Raw genomic sequence first — 17,857 nt, 5'->3', positions numbered from 1 at the left:
AGCGGCGGGGACCCTGACAGGGGCGCGAGCGGGAGACTGGGGCACAGATGGCCAGCCCGGACTACAACACCGGTGGGTTCAGCGACAGCGGGGACGGCATCTTCGCCGATCCCGGCAACGATCCGGGGTCGATCGACGACTACAACTCGTGGGACTGGAAGCAGATCATGGCGGCCATCAACGGCATGTCCGCCGGTACCGGCTCCGAGGCCAACCAGGAGCGCGCCAAGGGCATCTCCGACCCCCGGTCGCTGATGGACGCGGCGGGCCACTTCCTGGACGCGCAGGTGGTGCTCACCGGCATCGCCAAGAGCCTCGCCGACCAGGCGAACGCGCTGGCCGGGGAGAACGGCCCGTGGAAGGGGGCCGCGGCGGACGCCTTCTGCGACATGATCAACACCTTCTCGCGGCAGGTGAAGGCGACCGCCGACGTGCTCTCCGGAGGCGAGGCGGGCAATTCGGTGCCGCAGCAGCTCGCGGACAACTCGGTCAATCTGCACAACGCCCAGGTGAAGATCGCCGACATCGACACCTGGTACGCCAACCAGGCCGTCAAGATGGGCGTGCGGCCCATGGACAACGGTCTGATCCCGATCCACGAGAAGCCCCAGCTGGTCGAGTGGATGACCAGGGACATGCGCGGGGTCCTCAAGAGCCTCGCGGGCGAGTACCAGGTCACCATCGACTCGGTGCACACCCCGCCGCCGGTGACCAGTCCCACGAACGGTCCGGACGTGCCGGACAACGTCCCGGACGTGTCCGACCCGAATCTGACCGACCCGAGCCTGCCCGGGGTGAACGCTCCGGACCCGCGGGCGTTCTCGGCCCCCGACACCTCGGGCCTCCCGAACCCGGACATGCCGGGCCTGGACCCGATGATCGCGCCGGCCACGCCCTCGCCGTACTCCGGCGGCACGAGCGTGGACGGCAACGCCACGGGTCCGGACGGACTTCCGGACGGCGCGTTCGGCAACGACACCCTCGATCCGAGCGCTCTCGACCAGGCGCTCAACCCGTCCGCGTTCCCGGGCGGCACCAACCTGGACGGCGGCCTGCCGGTGCTGTCGCCCACCGCGTACCCGGGCGGGTCGGGCACCGGCGACGGGAAGCTCCCCTCACTGGCCGGCAACCTCTCCGAGGACCCGGCCAGTTGGTCGGACACCGGCGGCCTTCCCGAGGGCTTCCCCGGCGACACGAGTGTCGGCGGCACCGGTGGCCTGAACGCGGGGGAAGGACTCGGCCACGTCTCCCCCGAGCGGTTCCCCGGCGGCCTCAGCACGGAGACCGGGCTGCCGGAAGGACTCAACTCGCCGTCGCTCCTGGACGACGCGCTCGAGTCGCCGTCCCTGGACGGCCTGTCTGCGGGAGACCAGGGCCTCGGCGCGGGCGGCATGCCGACGATGCCGGGCACGGGCGCGGGCGGCATGCCCCAGAGCGCCCCACTCGACACCAGCGACGCCCGGGGCCTCCTCGACAGCGAGGCCGCACCCTGGACCGGCGACCCGAGCGTGGCCGACGAGATCGGCGGCAGGGGCGCCGAGGCGGGCGGCGACGGCCTCGGGCTGCCACTGGACGAGGCGGAGGCCGCGGGCCCTCCCGGCGGGCTCTCCACCGAGGAGGGCCTCACCGGTGCCGACGCGGGCGGCATGCCCAAGATGCCCCGCACCGGTGCGGGCGGTATGCCCCAGAGCGCCCCACTCGACACCAGCGACGCCCGGGGCCTCCTCGACAGCGAGGCCGCACCCTGGACCGGCGACCCCGAGGTGGGTGAGGAGATGGGCGGTACCGGCGCGCTCGCGGGCGGCGAGGGGCTCGGGCTGCCGCTGGACGAGGAGGCGGAGGCACTTCCCGGCGCGCTCGCCGCCGAGGAGGCCGACGAGGGCGGGGAGGACGCGGCCGGGGGGATGAACGGCATGAAGGGCATGCCCACGACCCCCGACCCGGAAGAGGGCGAACCGGCCGCGCACGACACGACCGAGCCGAGCGACGCCTCGGGGCTGCTGGAGCCCGAGAGCGAGCCGTGGGCCGATGAGCCCGGGGTGCCGGAGGAGATCACCGGGGGTGCCGGAGCGGGAGGCGAGGGTCTCGCCCTGCCGGATCCCACCGAGGGCGTGGTGATCGGCTCGGACGGGCTGCCCCTCGCACCGCGGCCGGCGGCGGCTCCCGCGGAGCCCCTCGCCGGGGCCGGGGGGCCGAGTGCCGTCGTGACGGGCGAGGCCGGGCCGGCGATTCCCGGCGCGGGCGCCACATTCGCGGGGACGCGGGAGGAGCGGTCGGACGCCTCCGGTCTGCTGACTCCCGGCACGCGGGCATGGACGCCGGAGGCGGAGGCCGACGGCGGGCGTCCGGTCGTGGCGGCCCGGGAGGGCGTGGGCGAGGACACGCCGCCCGCCACACCGCTCGGAGCGGCGACCGGCGCCGCGGCGGTGGCCGGGGCGGTCCTCGGCGCGGGCGCGGCCGGCCCGGCGGAGGTGTCCCCCGATCGGCGGCATCGGCACCGGGAGGACGAAGCGGCGGCGCTGGTCGTGCTGCCGGCGGGCGGCGACGCCACCGCCGCGCCGGTCGACACGGACGATCCCGCCGGACCGGACCGGCCCGGACTCCCCGATGATCACGTGGCGTTGGCGCCGGTCGCCGGTGCCGACGCGGAGGACACGGCGGCCTGGGACAGCGCGGGGGCCTCGTTCGTACCGCTGCTGTGGTCCGTGCCGGCCGGGGACGAGGAGGAGGTCCTCGCGCCCGGCTGTGCGACGGAGGACCCCGGTACCTGGTCCGGCGAGGCCGGTGCCACGGCGGAGGAGCCGGCCGGTCCCTGGCTCTCCACCTGGCGCCCCAACCGGTCCGGGCCCACCGGGCCCGGCGAAGTGGTCGTCCCGGCCGTCCCGCTGCGCTCGTTCGCCGGCGACCCCTCGGAACTCACCGCCGAACTGCCTCCGCAGGACCCGGCACTGGACGAGGCGGAGGCGGAGGATGAGTCGGCGCAGCCGTCCCGGGGCATCGCGGACCTGCTGGTCCAGGAGGGCGACACCTGGGGCACGGCGGCCTCCGACGGCTCCGGGGCGGTGCTGTGACCACGTCCGGCACCCGGCGGACGTCCGCCACCCGGCGCCGCCCCGCCGCCGCACCATCGCACGACGCAAGGAGACACGGATGAGCAGCCCCTACGACCAGGAGATAGAGGACCTGCTGGCGCTGTACCGCAAGCAGCGCACCGAGGCCGTCGAGACGCGGCGCCGGATCAGCGAGATGACCGGTACGGCGACCGCGCCCCGGCAGACCGTCAAGGCGACCGTCAGCGCGCAGGGCGAGGTCACCGCGATCGACTTCCCCACCGGCGCCTACCACCGGATGGCGCCCAAGGAACTCTCCGAGGCGCTCCTGTCCACGATCCGCCAGGCCCGTGCCAACGCCCTGGAGGCCGTCGCGGAGGTCGGCTCGCACGGACTGCCGGCAGGGGTGCGGCTCACCGACCTGATCGAGGGCAGGGTCGACGCCACGGAACTGCTCGCCGAGGAGCCGGCCATGCCCGACGAGGTACGCGAGTACATCGCCCGGGGACGGCCGGACGTACGACGCGGTGCCGGCCGATGACGCCCGGCAGCGCGCCCCGCCACGACCACCGGACCCAGGGACGGCCAAGGCCACGCGGCCGAGGCGCTCGCGGACCGGGGTGGCCGCGCCACGCCACCGGCCCCGGCGGACCCGCTGGACCTGCTGCGCGCCCGCCCGCTGACGACCAGCGACTACGAGGTGACCGGCGCCGGACCCGGCACGACGCTGTTCGAGGAGCCGACCGGTATGCGGTAGACCGGCTTCGACTACGACCGGAGACCGTGCACCGGCTGGCCGCCGAGGTGGCGTGGGCGTCGGTGGCGAACACGCGTGCGGGTCTCCCGCCGCCCCGGGTCGTGGTCGTCGGCCATGCCGAGGGGACGCGCGGCGGCCTGCCCCACTTCGGCGAGTCGCTGCGCCGGGGCCAGGCGCGCGCGGACGGGGTGGCCGAGGTGTTCCGCCCGGCGCTCGCGGTCCACCTGGCCCGGCTCCAGGCCGACGGGCGGAGCGTCACGCGCCTGGCGGACATCGAGGTCACCACCCGATCCGAGGGCAACGCACCGCCCGGCGGGGCGCCCACGGACCCGGACGGGGACCCGGCGGCCGGGCGCAGGCGGGCGTTCGTCGTGGTCGAGCTGCCCCGGCCGGGGGGAGGTGACGCGCAGTGAGCACGCCGGTTCCGCGCCACGACGCGCCCCGTCGGGGCCGGTTCGGGCGGTTCGCCGCCGGGCAGAATGCCGCAGCGCACATGACCTTCGCGGCCACAAGGTCGATACTGAGGTGCAAGGCTCCGACCACCTATCTGGTCCCACCCGGCCTGAGCAGGGAGAACGCCGGTCAGGGACCACCTGCTGAGCTTCTGGGAGACGGGCATGAAGATGTTGATCAACGTGCCGGAGACCGTCGTGGCGGACGCGCTGCGCGGGATGGCCGCCGCGTATCCGGATCTGACGGTGGACGTGGAGAACCGGGTGATCATCCGCCGGGACGCACCGGTGCACGGACAGGTCGCCCTGGTCTCCGGTGGCGGGTCGGGGCACGAACCGCTGCACGGCGGGTTCGTCGGTCCCGGCATGCTGTCCGCCGCCTGTCCGGGTGAGGTGTTCACCTCGCCGGTGCCGGACCAGATGCTGCGCGCGGCGGCCGCCGTTGACAGCGGCGCCGGGGTGCTGTTCGTGGTGAAGAACTACACCGGTGACGTGCTCAACTTCGACATGGCGGCGGAGCTGGCCGAGGACGAGGGCATACAGGTCGCCAAGGTGCTGGTGAACGACGACGTGGCGGTCACCGACAGCCTCTTCACGGCCGGCCGGCGCGGCACCGGGGCGACGCTGTTCGTGGAGAAGATCGCGGGCGCGGCCGCGGCCGAGGGCCGGCCGCTGGAGCAGGTGGAGGCGATGGCCCGCCGGGTCAACGAGAACTCACGCAGCTTCGGCGTGGCGCTGAGCGCCGTCACCACCCCGGCGAAGGGCAGCCCCACCTTCGATCTGCCGGACGGCGAGCTGGAGTTGGGCATCGGCATCCACGGCGAGCCGGGCCGGGAGCGGCGGCCGATGATGACCTCCGGGGAGATAGCGGACTTCGCGGTGCACGCGATCCTGGAGGACATGCCCCCGCACAACCCGGTGCTCGTGCTGGTCAACGGCATGGGCGCCACTCCGCTGCTGGAACTGTACGGCTTCAACGCCGAGGTGCAGCGGGTGCTGGCCGAGCGCGGGGTCGCCGTGGTCCGCACCCTGGTCGGCAACTACGTCACTTCCCTGGACATGGCGGGCGCCTCCGTGACGCTGTGCCAGGTCGACGAGGAGATGCTCGGGTTGTGGGACGCGCCGGTGCGCACCCCGGCGTTGCGCTGGGGGATGTGATACGGCGGTACACGTCTCAACGCCCTTACTATGCTTGGAGGTCCAGTGCTCGACGCCGACTTCTTCCGCCGTTGGATGACGGCGACCGCCGCGTCCGTCGACCGCGAGGCGGAAAGGCTCACCGCCCTCGACGCGGCCATCGGGGACGCCGACCACGGCAGCAACATGCGGCGCGGTTTCGCGGCCGTGCAGGCGGAGCTGGACAAGGAGACGCCGGGCACCCCGGGCGCCGTGCTGATGCTCGCCGGGCGCCTGTTGATCTCGACGGTCGGCGGCGCCTCGGGACCGCTCTACGGCACGTTGCTGCGCCGGACGGGCAAGGCGCTCGGGGAGGTCCCGGAGGTCACCGAGGCGCAGTTCGCCGAGGCGCTGCGGACGGGGGTGCAGGGGGTGATGAAGCTCGGCGGTGCGGCGGCGGGCGACAAGACCATGGTCGACGCGCTGCTGCCGGCCGTGGACGCGCTCGGCGACGGCTTCGCCGCCGCCCGGACCGCCGCCGAGCAGGGCGCGGAGGCGACCGTCCCGCTGCTGGCCCGCAGGGGCCGGGCGAGTTACCTGGGCGAGCGCAGCATCGGGCACCAGGACCCGGGGGCGACGTCCTCGGCGCTGCTGGTGGCCGCGCTGGCCGAGACCGCGGAGGGCTGAGGTGAGCGAGGAGAAACGGGTCGGGATCGTGCTGGTGTCGCACAGCGCGGAGGTGGCCGCCGCGGTCGCGGCGCTGGCCAAGGGGCTCGCGGGCGGGGCCGACTCGGTCGCGGTGGCTCCGGCGGGCGGTACGGAGGGCGGCGGGCTCGGCACCAGTGCCGAGCTGATCTCCGCCGCGGCGGCCTCGGTCGACCGGGGTGCCGGGGTGGCGGTCCTCACCGACCTCGGCAGCGCCGTACTGACGGTGAAGGCGCTGCTCGCCGAGGACGAACTGCCGGACGACACCCGGCTGGTGGACGCCCCGTTCCTCGAAGGGGCGGTGGCCGCGGTGGTGACGGCCTCCACGGGCGCGGACCTGGCCGCGGTGGAGGCCGCGGCGACGGAGGCGTACGACTACCGCAAGGTGTGAGCGGCCCCCGGGGCACGCGGGTGCGGCTGGTCAGTTGTCGGTCACGAACCGCCGGGCCAGCCGCTCCCCCGTCGCCACCGCCGCCTGGTGGTCCTCGATGGGGTCCGCCTCGGAGTCCTGGAAGACGATGTAGGTGACTCCGGAGGGCACCCCGCCGTCGCTGGGTCCCGCGGGGATGCCGAGGCCCCGCGCGGTGGCGTAGGACGCCTCGCCGATGAGGTCGCTCGGACCGGTGTCGCCGACGACCGCGTACTGCACCCGGTCCTGGTAGACGACGGCGGCGACGGAACCGCCCCGCAATCCGCTCGCGGCGGGGTTCCAGCGGCTGCTCGCGGCCGGTACGACGATGTAGGGCAGGGTCTCCGCGCTCAGCGGCAGCCCGTCGGACTGCGCATAGGCGGTGCTGGGCGAGTACAGCGGGTCCGCCAGGGCGTTGCAGTGGGCCGAGGCCTGGCCGTCGCAGTCGATGTCGAGGTCGGCCTTCCAGAAGACGGCGCCCCGGGCGCCGCAGACTGGCACGGTCGCGGGGCTGTCCTCGTCGGTGCGGTAGCGGCCGCTGGAGATCTCCGCGCAGGTGCCGACCCTGGCCAGCAGGTCGGCGGCGGTCACGGAGCCCTCGGCGCGGTCCGGGGCGCTCCCGGCCGCCGCGCGGGGCGGGGCGGTGGCGGTCCTGTCCCGGCTCGGGGTGGTGGCGCCCCGCTCGGGGCGCGCGACGGCAGGAACGTCTCTGCCGATGGCGGCCGGGGCGGCGCCGGCGCCCTCGCCGTGAGCGGCGGGGCGCGCCTCGGGCGGAAGGGCCGCGGCGGCGCCGGGCAGCGTGGCGGGGGCGATCAGGGCGACGCCGGCCGCGGCCAGCGTCATTGTCGGGACACGCACACGCACGATGAGGAACCCTCTCCTCGGGGACATGTCGAGGCCACTGTGTTCCGCGGCCCGGACACCCGCCCGGCCGGACCACCCCGAAGCGACCGGATGGAGCACGCTTCTGACAACCCATGAGGGAATATTTTCGGCATTTGGTGCACAAAGCGCATAAACGGGAGTCGGCACCCAGGGGCAGCGGGGACCGGGGAGCCCGGACCGGCTCGACCCGGCCCCCCCGGCCGCCCGCGCCGGCGCGGATCCGGCGACGACAGCGTTCCGCGCCACGGGCTGAACTTCCCTTCCAGTGAAGGGGAGTTCAGCCGTAGAGAGCATCAGCATACGTAACTTCCGGAGCGCTCCGCCGCGGCCCCTTGCCGCAGGCGCACCGGCCGGGCCATATTGGTCCGGACCATTGCCGGGGCGTCGATGCCGAACCCGTCATCGAATGCCGGACAGCCGTGGAGGCAGAACCGTGCGACGTGTTCCCCTTCCGCTCGTGCCGGTCGCCGGAGCCCTGCTGCTCCTCGCGTCCTGCGGACCGGGCCGGCCCGGCGACGGCGACGAGGGCCGGATGCCGGGCGCCCCGACCGGGGTCACCGCCCGGGCCGGCAGCGCCGGCACCGTGCACGTGATGTGGAACGCGGTCCCCGACGACCGCCCCGGCATCCGCTCCTACGAGGTCTACCGGGGCGGCACCAAGGCGGCCGAGGTGCCCGGCGCCGAGCGCATGGTGGACGTCATCGGGCTCAGCCCGTCCACGGCGTACGCCTTCACCGTGCGCGCGCGGGACCGGGCCGGGCGCCTGGGACCGCCGAGCCGGACGGTACGGGCCCGCACCCCCGCCCGGGTCGCGGCCGACCACTCGGCCCCGACCCGCCCCGGCACGCCCACCGGGCACCCCGTCGGCAGCCGCGAGGTCCAGCTGGCGTGGGGCGCCGCCCGGGACGACCGTGGCGTGGTGTCGTACGAGATCGCGCAGGGCGGGGTGCCGGTCCACAGCGTCGGCGGGGCGCAGACCTCGACCGTGGTCACCGGGCTGCGCCCCGGCACCCGGTACGTGTTCACGGTTCGGGCCCGCGACGCGGCCGGCAACCTCTCCCCCGCCGGCGCGCCGGTGCGCCTGACCACCCCGGGCACCGACGACGGCCGGGCCACCGCGCCGACCGGCTTCACCGCCGCGACCCACCGCACGGACGGCGCCTACTATCTGGACCTGGCCTGGGACCCGCCGGACACCGACGGGGTGATCACCGAGTACTCGATCCGGCTGGACGGCACCACCACGACCTCGCTGGAGTGGGGCGGCACCCCGCCGCGCGGCCGGGAGCGCTACAGCTTCTACCTGGGCCGCACCGCCGGGGAGGAGCACCGGGTGCGGCTGCGGGCCCGGCTGCCGGACGGCACCTGGGGCGGCTGGTCGGCGGAGCGCACGGTGACCACGGGACACTGACCCGGCCGCCCCCGACCACAGGTCACCGCCCGGCGCATCCCGGCGGACCACGCCCTGCGCCGGGCGTGGGTCGCCGTCACCCGGCCGGGTGCCGTCCGGGTGCGGGGGGCGCCGGGGCCGCGTTGGCTGCTGACCAGGCAGCACGGATGTTCCCCGACCCTGGGCGGCGCATGGGACGTACCGCCGGCCGTGCCGCCGGAGGCCCCGATGCGCAACTCCATATCCGTGCTCCGCTTCGCTCCGACCCTGGCGGCCGCCGCCGTGCTCCCGGCCGCGCTCGCGGCACCCTCGGCAGCGGTCTCCGGCATCTCCGTCAGCACCACGGGATCCAGCGTCTCCGTGGTCACCAGCGCCTGCACCCAGATCAACGGCAGCTGGGGCACGGCGGCCCTGCTCACCAGCAACCAGGCGAACTTCGCGCAGGGCCGGCAGGTGGCGCTGTCGGGCACCACGATCAGCCAGTCCGCGGGCTGGTCCAAGGTGAGCCCCGGTACGTACACCGTGGTGGTGGTCTGCTCCAGCGGCAGCACGGCGGGCAGCCAGTCGGTGATCGTGTCCGCCGGGTCCACGCCGACGCTCGCGGCGACCTCACGGCCGGGGAGGACCACGACGACCACCAGCCCCGCGCCCAACCGGGGGGTGAACGGCGGACTCGGCGGCACCGCCCGCGACTACGGCCCGCTGACGCTCGGCCTCGGCGCGGCGCTGGTGGGCGCGGGGGTCGTCACGACCGGGTGGTGTCTGCGCCGCCGCACCGAGCCGTACCGGTCCTGAGGGCCGCTCAGTCCCCTGCGGGAGGGGGACCGGACCCGGCCGGCCCGGCGTCCGGCAGCTCCGCGAACTCCGCGAGGGCGTGGGTGAGCCACCGGGTCCAGAAGGTCTCCAGGTCGATGCCGGCCCGCAGCACCAGGTGGCGCAGCCGGTCCTCGGGGGCGTCCCGGTCCGGCGGGAAGTCGCGCTCCTCGATCTGCTCGTACTCGGCCAACTGCCGCCGGTGCAGCTCCAGATGGCGACGCAGGTCCGCCTCCAGACCGGCCGTGCCGACCACCGCCGAGGCACGCAGCCGCAGCAGGAGGGTGTCCCGCAGCGGCTTGGGGTCCTGTCCGGCGGCGGCCCAGCGGGCCAGCTCGGCGCGGCCCGCGGGCAGGACCTCGTAGCTCTTCTTCTGCCCGCGGGACGGCTGCGCGGCCGGCAGCGCCCGGATGAGCCCCTCGCCCTCCAGCTTCCCCAGCTCGCGATAGATCTGCTGGTGCGTCGCGGACCAGAAGTAGCCGATCGACTTGTCGAACCGGCGGGTCAGCTCCAGCCCCGACGAGGGCTTTTCCAGCAGGGCGGTGAGGATCGCGTGCGGGAGTGACATGGGCTCATCCTAGGGATTGCCCACAGGGGACCTACAGCGCCGCCGCCACCTCGGTGCCCTGCTTGATGGCCCGCTTGGCGTCCAGCTCGGCCGCCACGTCCGCGCCGCCGATCAGATGGGCGCTGCGACCGGCGGCGACCAGCGCCTCGTACAGGTCGCGGCGCGGTTCCTGGCCGGTGCACAGGACGACGGTGTCGACCTCCAGGACGGTGCTCTCCTCACCGACGGTGATGTGCAGTCCCGCGTCGTCGATCCGGTCGTAGCGCACGCCCGGGACCATGGTGACGCCGCGGTGCTTCAGCTCGGTGCGGTGGATCCAGCCGGTGGTCTTGCCGAGCCCGGCACCGACCTTGGTGGTCTTGCGCTGGAGCAGATGGACCTGGCGCGGCGGGACCGGGCGGCGCGGCTCGGTGAGGCCGCCGGGCGCGGTGTACTCCATGTCGACGCCCCAGTTGCGGAAGTACGTCCGCGGGTCCTCGCTCGCCTTGTCGCCGCCGTCGGTGAGGAACTCGGCGACGTCGAAGCCGATGCCGCCGGCGCCCAGCACCGCGACGCGCTCGCCGACGGGGGCGTTGTCGCGCAGCACGTCGAGGTAGCCGAGCACCCGGGGGTGGTCGACGCCCGGGATGTCGGGGGTGCGCGGGGTGACACCGGTGGCGACGACCACCTCGTCGTAGCCGGCCAGGTCCTCGGCGCCCACCCAGGTGTCGAGGCGTACGGCGACCCCGTGGGCGTCGAGCTGGTGGCGGAAGTAGCGCAGGGTCTCGTCGAACTCCTGCTTGCCGGGGACCCTGCGGGCGACGTTGAGCTGCCCGCCGATCTCGCTCGCGGCGTCGAACAGGGTGACCTCGTGGCCGCGTTCGGCGGCGCTGACGGCGCAGGCGAGACCGGCGGGGCCGGCGCCGACGACCGCGACGCGCTTCTTCGTGCGGGTCGGGGAGAGCACCAGCTCGGTCTCGTGGCAGGCGCGCGGATTGACCAGGCAGGAGGTGAGCTTGCCGCCGAAGGTGTGGTCCAGACAGGCCTGGTTGCAGCCGATGCAGGTGTTGATCGCCTCGGGGGTGCCGGCGGCGGCCTTGGCGACGAAGTCGGGGTCGGCGAGCATGGGCCGGGCCATGGAGACCATGTCGGCGTATCCGTCGGCCAGCAGTTCCTCCGCCAGCTCGGGGGTGTTGATGCGGTTGGTGGTCACCAGGGGGATCGCCACCTCGCCCATCAGCTTCTTGGTGACCCAGGTGTAGGCGCCGCGCGGCACCGAGGTGGCGATGGTGGGGATGCGGGCCTCGTGCCAGCCGATGCCGGTGTTGATGATGGTGGCGCCCGCCGTCTCGACGGCCTTGGCGAGGGTGACGACCTCGGCGTGCGAGGAGCCGCCGGGGACGAGGTCCAGCATGGACAGCCGGTAGACGATGACGAAGTCCTCGCCGACGGCCTCGCGGACCCGCCGCACGATCTCGACCGGGAAGCGCATCCGGTTCTCGTAGGAGCCGCCCCAGCGGTCGGTGCGCCGGTTGGTGCGGGCGGCGATGAACTCGTTGATCAGGTAGCCCTCGGAGCCCATGATCTCGACCCCGTCGTATCCGGCGTGCCGGGCGAGGCGGGCGGCTCGCACATAGTCCTCGACGGTCCGCTCGACATCGGCGTCGGACAGCTCGCGGGGCACGAAGGGGCTGATCGGCGCCTGGAGGGGGCTCGGGGCGACGAGGTCCTGGTGGTAGGCGTACCGCCCGAAGTGCAGGATCTGCATGGCGATGCGGCCGCCCGCGCCGTGCACGGCCTCGGTGACGACCCGGTGCCGCTCGGCCTCCGCCTCGGTGGTGAGCATGGCCCCGCCCTCGTACGGCCGGCCCTCCTCGTTCGGCGCGATGCCCCCGGTCACGATGAGCCCGACGCCACCGCGCGCCCGTGCGGCGTAGAACGCCGCCATCCGCTCGAACCCGCGCTCGGCCTCCTCCAGGCCCACGTGCATGGATCCCATGAGCACCCGGTTGGGCAGCGTGGTGAATCCCAGGTCGAGCGGGGTCAGCAAGTGGGGGTAGCGGCTCATGTCAGGCCCTCCGTGCACAGGTGCGGTCGCATCCTGTTGTAGAGCACCCGCTCCCATTTATGCAACTAGTTGCACAACGGGGTGGCGGATCACGGAGTCGGCACACGGGCACACGGGCACAATCACAACGGGGCCGATTCGGGCGGGCTCGTCCGCGACCGTCACCGGGAACACGTCGGCCGGGCCCTTCCCCCGGCCGGGCCCGGCACGGTACGCCCCGGCCGGGACGGGCCCGGCCGGGGCGTCGTGCCGGCGGTGTCGCGCCGGCTCAGCGGCTCTCCAGGCGCAGATGCAGATCGCGCTCCTGGTCGCCGGAGGCCGTGCAGGTCTCCTGGACGGTGAAGATGGAGTCCAGGGTGTGACGGAAGCGCTCCACGGCCCAGTAGCCGCCCTGGACGTCCGCCTGGACGGACGAACCGAGGTGGACCGGCGGACAGCCCTGGCGCCGGGTGTCCTCGACCTCGTAGCTGCCGAGCCACACCATCGGGCGGGTTTCGTGGAGCTGCTGGGGCACCTCGTCGCTGCCCCGGTCGGATGCGAAGCACGCGCTCAGCGCCTCGAAGACGAGACGCGCGTCCTCCTTGGAGCATCCGCTGATCTCCACCATGACGGTTTCCGGATGCGACCGGTCCTTGTTCGCCATTGATCGCTCCTTTCGCGGCCGCGCCGCGCTGCGCTGGGTACCCCGCCGCGCCGCGCTCCATCCCCCGCCCAGGAAAGCACCGCCCCCCGCCACCCGCACGCGCTGCGCCGGGTCAGTCCAGGGAGAACTTGTAGGTCTTGCTGTCGGTGAGCACGCAGATGCCCGGCGACACCACGATCACGCGCAGGATGCCGCTGCGCCGGTCGTAGTCGATGCCCTCCACCTCGAAGGTGCCGGAGCAGGCACTGCGCAGCGGCAGCCGGCGCAGGGCCGTGACGTGCCCGGTCACGTCACCGGAGCCGCTCGGCGGGGCCGACAGATCGATCCGGAGCAACGGCTCGGTGATGCCGAAGAGGCTGCCGTCGGAGTCGTCGGAGGAGCAGAGCAGGGTGGTGGGGCCGGAGAAGTCGCAGCCCTGTACGTCGCGGACGGCGTGGTCCAGGCGCACCGTGGCGGCCTGCGGGAGGTTCGCCGAGGGCGAGGTGGCGCGGTTCTCACCCGGTGTCGGGAAGACCAGCAGCCGGTTCATCGTGCCCCACTCGCCGGAGAGCATCCACTGCCCGTCGGGGGTGATCGCGTCCCAGGAGTTGTTCAGGGCCTCACCGGGGCTCAGCTGGTGCACGTACTCCGACCAGGAACCGTCGGGCGCCTCGACGCGGTACATCTTCGCGTTGCCGGAGTCCGCCTGGTAGGGCTCGATGTAATAGCCCTCGTACGACGCGTCCGGGTCGCCGACGTGGTTCCAGCCCCGAAGGTAGTCGCTCAGCGGGATGGTGCCGATACCGGTGTAGCGGTTCGGACTGCCCGCCGGGACCTCGACCGAGGCCAGCCCCTGGCTCTCGGTCAGCGGATCGGCGCGGTCCGAGCCGGTCTCCGTCCAGGTGCCGGCCGCGGAGGCGGGCGCGGGTACGGCGAGGGACAGGGCGGCGGCGAGGGTGACGAGAGCGGTGAGGACTCCGTTGCGGCGTAACCGGGCGGACGCGGGCATGACCAACTCCTCGAACGGGCGGTGGGGACACTCGAACGGCGCACAGTCTGGCGCGGCGCAGATCGTCATGTACAGGCCAATGCAGGAACATGGGCATGAACTCTCCCGGCGGCCCCCGACCGCGCGGTACGGTCCGCGCGAGCGGTCCCGGCGCCCCGGCCGGGCGCCGGCTCGGGCGGACACCCGCCGCCGGGGTGAGAGATGGTGGAGGTTGACGGCGACGGCGTCGGAGAGTCGGATGTGAGCACGACAGGACGTGGGGAACCGGCACGGGGGACGACGTGCCGTGCGGACGGGCGAAGGCGGTGCGTGGCATGAGTGCAGCCGGGGCTCCGGCGGAGGGCGGCGAGCCGGTCCGCGGCCCCGTGCCGCCGGGCGGTCTGCTCGACGTGCTCGCGGTGGCATCGGTGGTCCTGGACACCGACGGCCGTATCGTGCTGTGGAGCCCGCAGGCCGAGGAGCTGTTCGGCTACACGGCGGCGGAGGCGCTCGGCCGGCACGCCGCCCGGCTGATGGTGGACGAACGGCACATGCAGCTGGTCGGCAAGCTCTTCGCCGATGTCATGGCCACCGGGCAGAGCTGGGCCGGCGGCTTCCCGGTCCGGCACAAGGACGGCAGCACCCGTCTGGTGGAGTTCCGCAACATGCGGCTGTTGGACGCCCGCGGCAAGGTGTACGCCCTCGGGCTCGCCGCCGACCGCTCGACCGTACGACGCCTCGAACAGGACGTGGCACTGTCCGAGCGGATGGTCATGCAGTCCCCGGCCGGGCTCGCCGTGTTCGACACGCGACTGCGGTTCGTCTCGGTCAACCCCGCCCTGGAGCGGATCAACGGGCGCCCGGCCGCCGAGCACCTGGGGCGCCGGATGGCCGAGGTGGTGCCGCTGCTGGACACCGCCCGCATGGAGGCCGGCGCCCGCCGGGTGCTGGAGACCGGCACCCCGCTCATCGACGACACCATCGTCGGCCGTACGCCCGCCGACCCGGACACGGACCACTACTGGGCGGTCTCGCTGTACCGGCTGGAGGACGCCGCGGGCCATGTGCTGGGCGTGGCCTGCTCGGTGGCCGACATCACCGAGCAGCACCGGGCCGCCATGGAGGCGGAGGCGGCGCGGCGCCGGCTCGCGCTGATCGCCGACGCCGGGGCACGGATCGGTACGACACTCGAACTGGACCGTACGTCCAGGGAGTTGGCCGAGGTCGCGGTGCCGGAGCTGGCCGACGTGGCCGCCGTGGACCTGCTGGAGGCGGTGGTGGAGGGCCGGCCGAGCACCCTCGGCCCCGCGGACACGGCGGTGCTCCGGGCCCTCGCGCTGCGCCCGGAGGACGGCTCGGACGTCGTACGGGCCGCGGACACGCCCGGCAGGATCGCCCGGTACGGGCCGGACCGCCTGGTCACCCAGTGCGTGCGCACGGGCGAGGCGGTGCTGGTACCGCGGGTGAAGGACGAGGACCTGCCGCGCATCGCCCGCTCCCCGGAGGCTGCCGTGCTGCTGGGGCGGGCGGGGCTGCACTCGTATCTCGCGGTACCGCTCATCGCGCGCGGCGAGGTGCTGGGCGCGCTCGACCTCAAACGGACCGTCAACGCACGGCCGTTCGACGCCGACGACCTGCTGCTCGCCCGGGAACTGGCGGCGCGCGCGGCGGTGCAGATCGACAACGCCCGCTGGTACCAGAACGCCCGCAACACCGCGCTCACCCTCCAGCGCAGCCTGCTGCCGGGCAGGCCGCCGGTGACGACCGCGCTCGAAGTGGCCTCGCGCTATCAGCCGGCGGGCGCCACCAGCGAGGTGGGCGGGGACTGGTTCGACGTGATCCCGCTGGAGGGCGGGCGGACCGCGCTGGTGGTCGGGGACGTCATGGGCAGCGGGATCGGCGCGGCCGCGACGATGGGCCGGCTGCGCACCGCGACCACCACGCTGACCGCGCTCGGTCTGGACCCCGCGGTGCTCCTGGCGCACCTGGACAAGACCACCTCGGCCCTGGACCACTCCATCGCGACCTGTGTGTACGCCGTCCACGACCCGGAGCTGGGGCAGTGCCGCATCGCCAACGCCGGCCATCTGCCCCCGGCCCGCGTCCGCCCCGGCCACCCCCCGGAACTGCTCGACCTGCCGACCGGCGTCCCCCTCGGCGTCGGCGGCGTCTCCTTCTCCACCGTCACCGTCGACTTCGCCCCCGGCGACGAACTGGTCCTCTACACCGACGGGCTGGTCGAGACCCGCCACCACACCCTGGACGAACGACTGGACCTCATGCTGTCCCTGCTGACCGACCCCACCCGCCCCCTGGAGGAGACCTGCGACCTCCTCCTGCGCACGCTCCACCACCCGGACAACCACGACGACGTGGCGCTGCTCATCGCACGGGCGAAGGAATGCTGACGGGGGCGCCGGTGCCCGTGCCTCACCCCGCCGTCGCGTCGGTGAGCCGCTCCCACTCCTCGCTCAGCATCCCGAACAGCACGCTGTCGTACCACCGCCGTCCCACCCGCACACAGGCCCGCTGCCGCCCCTCCTCGACGAACCCGGCCTTGCGGAAGGCGCGGACGGCGCGTTCGTTGCCGCTCCAGGTGTCGAGTTCGACCCGCCGGAACCCGCAGGCCCCGAAGAGGTGCCCCAGCAGCAGCCGCAACGCCTCCGAGCCGTAGCCGCCGCCCCAGTGGTCGCGCTCCCCGATGGTGATGCCGGCCGTGACCCGGCCGGCGAACGGGTTGACGTCGCGGTAGTCCACCATCCCGATCGCCCGGCCGTCGGCCGTGTCCTCCACGATGAATGTGCCTTCGACGCGCGGGTCCTGACGGAGCTGGGCGTCGAGGAAGCGCTCCAGGATCTCCCGGGTGATGGGCCCGAAATGCGGGTCGCCCCCGGTGGCCCAGTGCACCACCTCGGGGTCGTTGCGCCAGCGCAGCTGGGCGTCCAGATCCGTGGCGCGCGGCGCCCGCAGTCGTACAAGTGTTCCTTCGATCATGCGGTGATCATAGGGAGGGTCGTCGCGGAGAGCCGTCCCGTACCCCGATCACCACATGCGCCGACCACTCCCGCGAGACCGCCACGTACGCCCTCAGGCCCGCCTCGGTGAAGGCGGCGACCGCGGCCGGGGCCTGGCGTTCGCTGGTCTCGGACAGCAGCCGGCCGCCGGGGGCGAGCCAGGCGGGGGCCTCGGCGGCGACGCGGCGCAGGACGGCGAGGCCGTCGGGACCGCCGTCGAGGGCGGCGGGCGGCTCGTGCTCGCGGGCCTCGGCGGGGAGCAGCGGGAGTTCGGGGGTCGGGACGTAGGGCACGTTGGCCGTCAGGAGACCGATACGGCCGCGCAGGGCGGCGGGCAGGGCGGCGTAGAGGTCGCCCCGGTGGGCGTGTCCGCCGTAGGGGGCGAGGTTGCGCCGGGCGCAGTGGACGGCGGCCGGGTCGATGTCGGCGGCGTGCACCCGCGCCCCGTCCAGCGCGGCGGCGAGAGCCGCGCCGAGCGCGCCGGAGCCGCAGCACAGGTCCACGACGACGGAGGCGTCCGGGACCTCGGCCAGCGCCCGGTCCACCAGGAACTCGGTACGGCGGCGGGGGACGAACACCCCGGGCTCGACGGCGATGCGCAGCCCGTGGAACTCGGCCCAGCCGAGAACGAGTTCGAGCGGCAGACCGGCCGCGCGGCGGTCCACCATCGAGGCGAGTTCGGCGGCGTCACGGGCGGCGGCGAGTATCAACTCCGCCTCGTCCTCGGCGAACACGCACCCGGCGGCACGCAACGCGGAGACGACGGACACGGGGGAAAGGGAGGAAGGAGTGGGCATGGATGACGGATGCCTTTCGGGAGCGCGAGACCACAGGGCGCTCCCGCGGTCACCGCTGCCGGTGCACCGCGCCGTCACGAGGGGAGAGCACCCCGGCTGACACAGCGGATATGGGTCCCACCTCCTCGCGCTCGGGGCCGCGATCTCCGCGGCCGGACGGTCACCATACCCCACCGGACGCGGCCGGGTTCGGCCTCCTGACGTCGCGAGTTGTACTCTGCAACCGGAATGTGGACCACCGGGG

Annotated in this window: 16 protein-coding genes; 9 read left to right on the top strand and 7 right to left on the bottom strand. The window is 74.1% G+C overall.

Annotated elements, in window-relative coordinates:
* Positions 1-47: 47 nt before the first annotated feature.
* From VT52_RS38010 to VT52_RS17840, 6 genes are all read left to right on the top strand, one after another.
* Positions 48-3,071, top strand: a complete 3,024-nt coding sequence (locus tag VT52_RS38010; RefSeq protein WP_071387468.1) for a WXG100 family type VII secretion target — start codon at positions 48-50, stop codon at positions 3,069-3,071.
* A 79-nt stretch (positions 3,072-3,150) separates the two neighbouring features.
* Positions 3,151-3,591, top strand: coding sequence for a YbaB/EbfC family nucleoid-associated protein (locus VT52_RS17860; RefSeq protein WP_046422515.1), 441 nt, complete (start codon positions 3,151-3,153; stop codon positions 3,589-3,591).
* Positions 3,592-3,833: 242 nt separating this feature from the next.
* Complete coding sequence (locus VT52_RS17855) at positions 3,834-4,220, top strand: hypothetical protein (protein WP_046422517.1); 387 nt, start codon at positions 3,834-3,836, stop codon at positions 4,218-4,220.
* 204 nt (positions 4,221-4,424) lie between these two features.
* Positions 4,425-5,417, top strand: a complete 993-nt coding sequence (dhaK, locus tag VT52_RS17850; protein WP_046422519.1) for a dihydroxyacetone kinase subunit DhaK — start codon at positions 4,425-4,427, stop codon at positions 5,415-5,417.
* A 45-nt stretch (positions 5,418-5,462) separates the two neighbouring features.
* Positions 5,463-6,062 carry a dihydroxyacetone kinase subunit DhaL gene (gene dhaL, locus VT52_RS17845; RefSeq protein ID WP_046422520.1) on the top strand — a complete coding sequence of 200 codons (600 nt, stop codon included), beginning with the start codon at positions 5,463-5,465 and terminating at the stop codon, positions 6,060-6,062.
* Between the two features lies 1 nt (position 6,063).
* Positions 6,064-6,471, top strand: a complete 408-nt coding sequence (locus VT52_RS17840) for a PTS-dependent dihydroxyacetone kinase phosphotransferase subunit DhaM (protein WP_046422521.1) — start codon at positions 6,064-6,066, stop codon at positions 6,469-6,471.
* A 30-nt stretch (positions 6,472-6,501) separates the two neighbouring features.
* Here VT52_RS17840 and VT52_RS17835 read toward each other — a convergent pair whose 3' ends face one another.
* Positions 6,502-7,347 (bottom strand): glycoside hydrolase family 75 protein, encoded by an 846-nt coding sequence (locus tag VT52_RS17835; protein WP_046422564.1) that lies wholly within the window; start codon positions 7,345-7,347, stop codon positions 6,502-6,504.
* Positions 7,348-7,807: 460 nt separating this feature from the next.
* Here VT52_RS17835 and VT52_RS17830 point away from each other — a divergent pair, with 460 nt between their 5' ends.
* Both VT52_RS17830 and VT52_RS17825 read left to right on the top strand, forming a co-directional pair.
* The gene (locus VT52_RS17830) at positions 7,808-8,785 is read left to right on the top strand and encodes a fibronectin type III domain-containing protein (protein WP_046422522.1); all 978 of its coding nucleotides are present in this window, start codon (positions 7,808-7,810) and stop codon (positions 8,783-8,785) included.
* A 207-nt stretch (positions 8,786-8,992) separates the two neighbouring features.
* Positions 8,993-9,559: a hypothetical protein gene (locus VT52_RS17825; RefSeq protein WP_046422523.1), complete on the top strand. Its 567-nt coding sequence runs from the start codon at positions 8,993-8,995 to the stop codon at positions 9,557-9,559.
* Between the two features lie 7 nt (positions 9,560-9,566).
* Here the strand turns inward: VT52_RS17825 and VT52_RS17820 are convergent, their stop codons facing one another.
* From VT52_RS17820 to VT52_RS17805, 4 genes are all read right to left on the bottom strand, one after another.
* Complete coding sequence (locus VT52_RS17820) at positions 9,567-10,145, bottom strand: PadR family transcriptional regulator (RefSeq protein WP_046422524.1); 579 nt, start codon at positions 10,143-10,145, stop codon at positions 9,567-9,569.
* 31 nt (positions 10,146-10,176) lie between these two features.
* The gene (locus tag VT52_RS17815) at positions 10,177-12,192 is read right to left on the bottom strand and encodes an NADPH-dependent 2,4-dienoyl-CoA reductase (protein ID WP_046422525.1); all 2,016 of its coding nucleotides are present in this window, start codon (positions 12,190-12,192) and stop codon (positions 10,177-10,179) included.
* 268 nt (positions 12,193-12,460) lie between these two features.
* A complete protein-coding gene (locus VT52_RS17810; protein WP_046422526.1) occupies positions 12,461-12,835 on the bottom strand; it encodes a hypothetical protein in 375 nt (124 codons plus the stop codon).
* 112 nt (positions 12,836-12,947) lie between these two features.
* Entirely contained in the window at positions 12,948-13,823 is an 876-nt protein-coding gene (locus VT52_RS17805; protein ID WP_046422527.1) for a hypothetical protein, read from the bottom strand.
* Between the two features lie 314 nt (positions 13,824-14,137).
* On the opposite strand from VT52_RS17805, the gene VT52_RS17800 reads away from it, so the two are divergent.
* On the top strand, positions 14,138-16,210 hold the full coding sequence (locus VT52_RS17800; protein WP_206306546.1) for a SpoIIE family protein phosphatase: 2,073 nt from the start codon (positions 14,138-14,140) through the stop codon (positions 16,208-16,210).
* Between the two features lie 22 nt (positions 16,211-16,232).
* On the opposite strand, the gene VT52_RS17795 is transcribed toward VT52_RS17800, so the two are convergent.
* Together VT52_RS17795 and VT52_RS17790 are read right to left on the bottom strand one after the other, a co-directional pair.
* Complete coding sequence (locus VT52_RS17795) at positions 16,233-16,796, bottom strand: GNAT family N-acetyltransferase (RefSeq protein WP_046422529.1); 564 nt, start codon at positions 16,794-16,796, stop codon at positions 16,233-16,235.
* A gap of 7 nt (positions 16,797-16,803) precedes the next feature.
* Positions 16,804-17,613, bottom strand: coding sequence for a putative protein N(5)-glutamine methyltransferase (locus VT52_RS17790; protein ID WP_046422530.1), 810 nt, complete (start codon positions 17,611-17,613; stop codon positions 16,804-16,806).
* Positions 17,614-17,857 lie beyond the last annotated feature (244 nt).

The sequence above is a fragment of the Streptomyces malaysiense genome (assembly GCF_000980885.2).
In the GTDB taxonomy this organism is placed as follows: Bacteria; Actinomycetota; Actinomycetes; order Streptomycetales; family Streptomycetaceae; genus Streptomyces; species Streptomyces malaysiense.
The sequence above is the reverse complement of the archived record's forward strand: the minus strand, read 5'-3'. Positions and strand labels throughout refer to the sequence as shown.

Coding starts and splice junctions, on each gene's coding strand:
- VT52_RS38010 (WP_071387468.1), top strand. CDS start 48: ATGGCCAGCCCGGACTACAACACCGGTGGGTTCAGCGACAGCGGGGAC.
- VT52_RS17860 (WP_046422515.1), top strand. CDS start 3,151: ATGAGCAGCCCCTACGACCAGGAGATAGAGGACCTGCTGGCGCTGTAC.
- dhaK (WP_046422519.1), top strand. CDS start 4,425: ATGAAGATGTTGATCAACGTGCCGGAGACCGTCGTGGCGGACGCGCTG.
- VT52_RS17825 (WP_046422523.1), top strand. CDS start 8,993: ATGCGCAACTCCATATCCGTGCTCCGCTTCGCTCCGACCCTGGCGGCC.
- VT52_RS17820 (WP_046422524.1), bottom strand. CDS start 10,145: ATGTCACTCCCGCACGCGATCCTCACCGCCCTGCTGGAAAAGCCCTCG.
- VT52_RS17815 (WP_046422525.1), bottom strand. CDS start 12,192: ATGAGCCGCTACCCCCACTTGCTGACCCCGCTCGACCTGGGATTCACC.
- VT52_RS17810 (WP_046422526.1), bottom strand. CDS start 12,835: ATGGCGAACAAGGACCGGTCGCATCCGGAAACCGTCATGGTGGAGATC.
- VT52_RS17805 (WP_046422527.1), bottom strand. CDS start 13,823: ATGCCCGCGTCCGCCCGGTTACGCCGCAACGGAGTCCTCACCGCTCTC.
- VT52_RS17800 (WP_206306546.1), top strand. CDS start 14,138: ATGAGTGCAGCCGGGGCTCCGGCGGAGGGCGGCGAGCCGGTCCGCGGC.
- VT52_RS17795 (WP_046422529.1), bottom strand. CDS start 16,796: ATGATCGAAGGAACACTTGTACGACTGCGGGCGCCGCGCGCCACGGAT.
- VT52_RS17790 (WP_046422530.1), bottom strand. CDS start 17,613: ATGCCCACTCCTTCCTCCCTTTCCCCCGTGTCCGTCGTCTCCGCGTTG.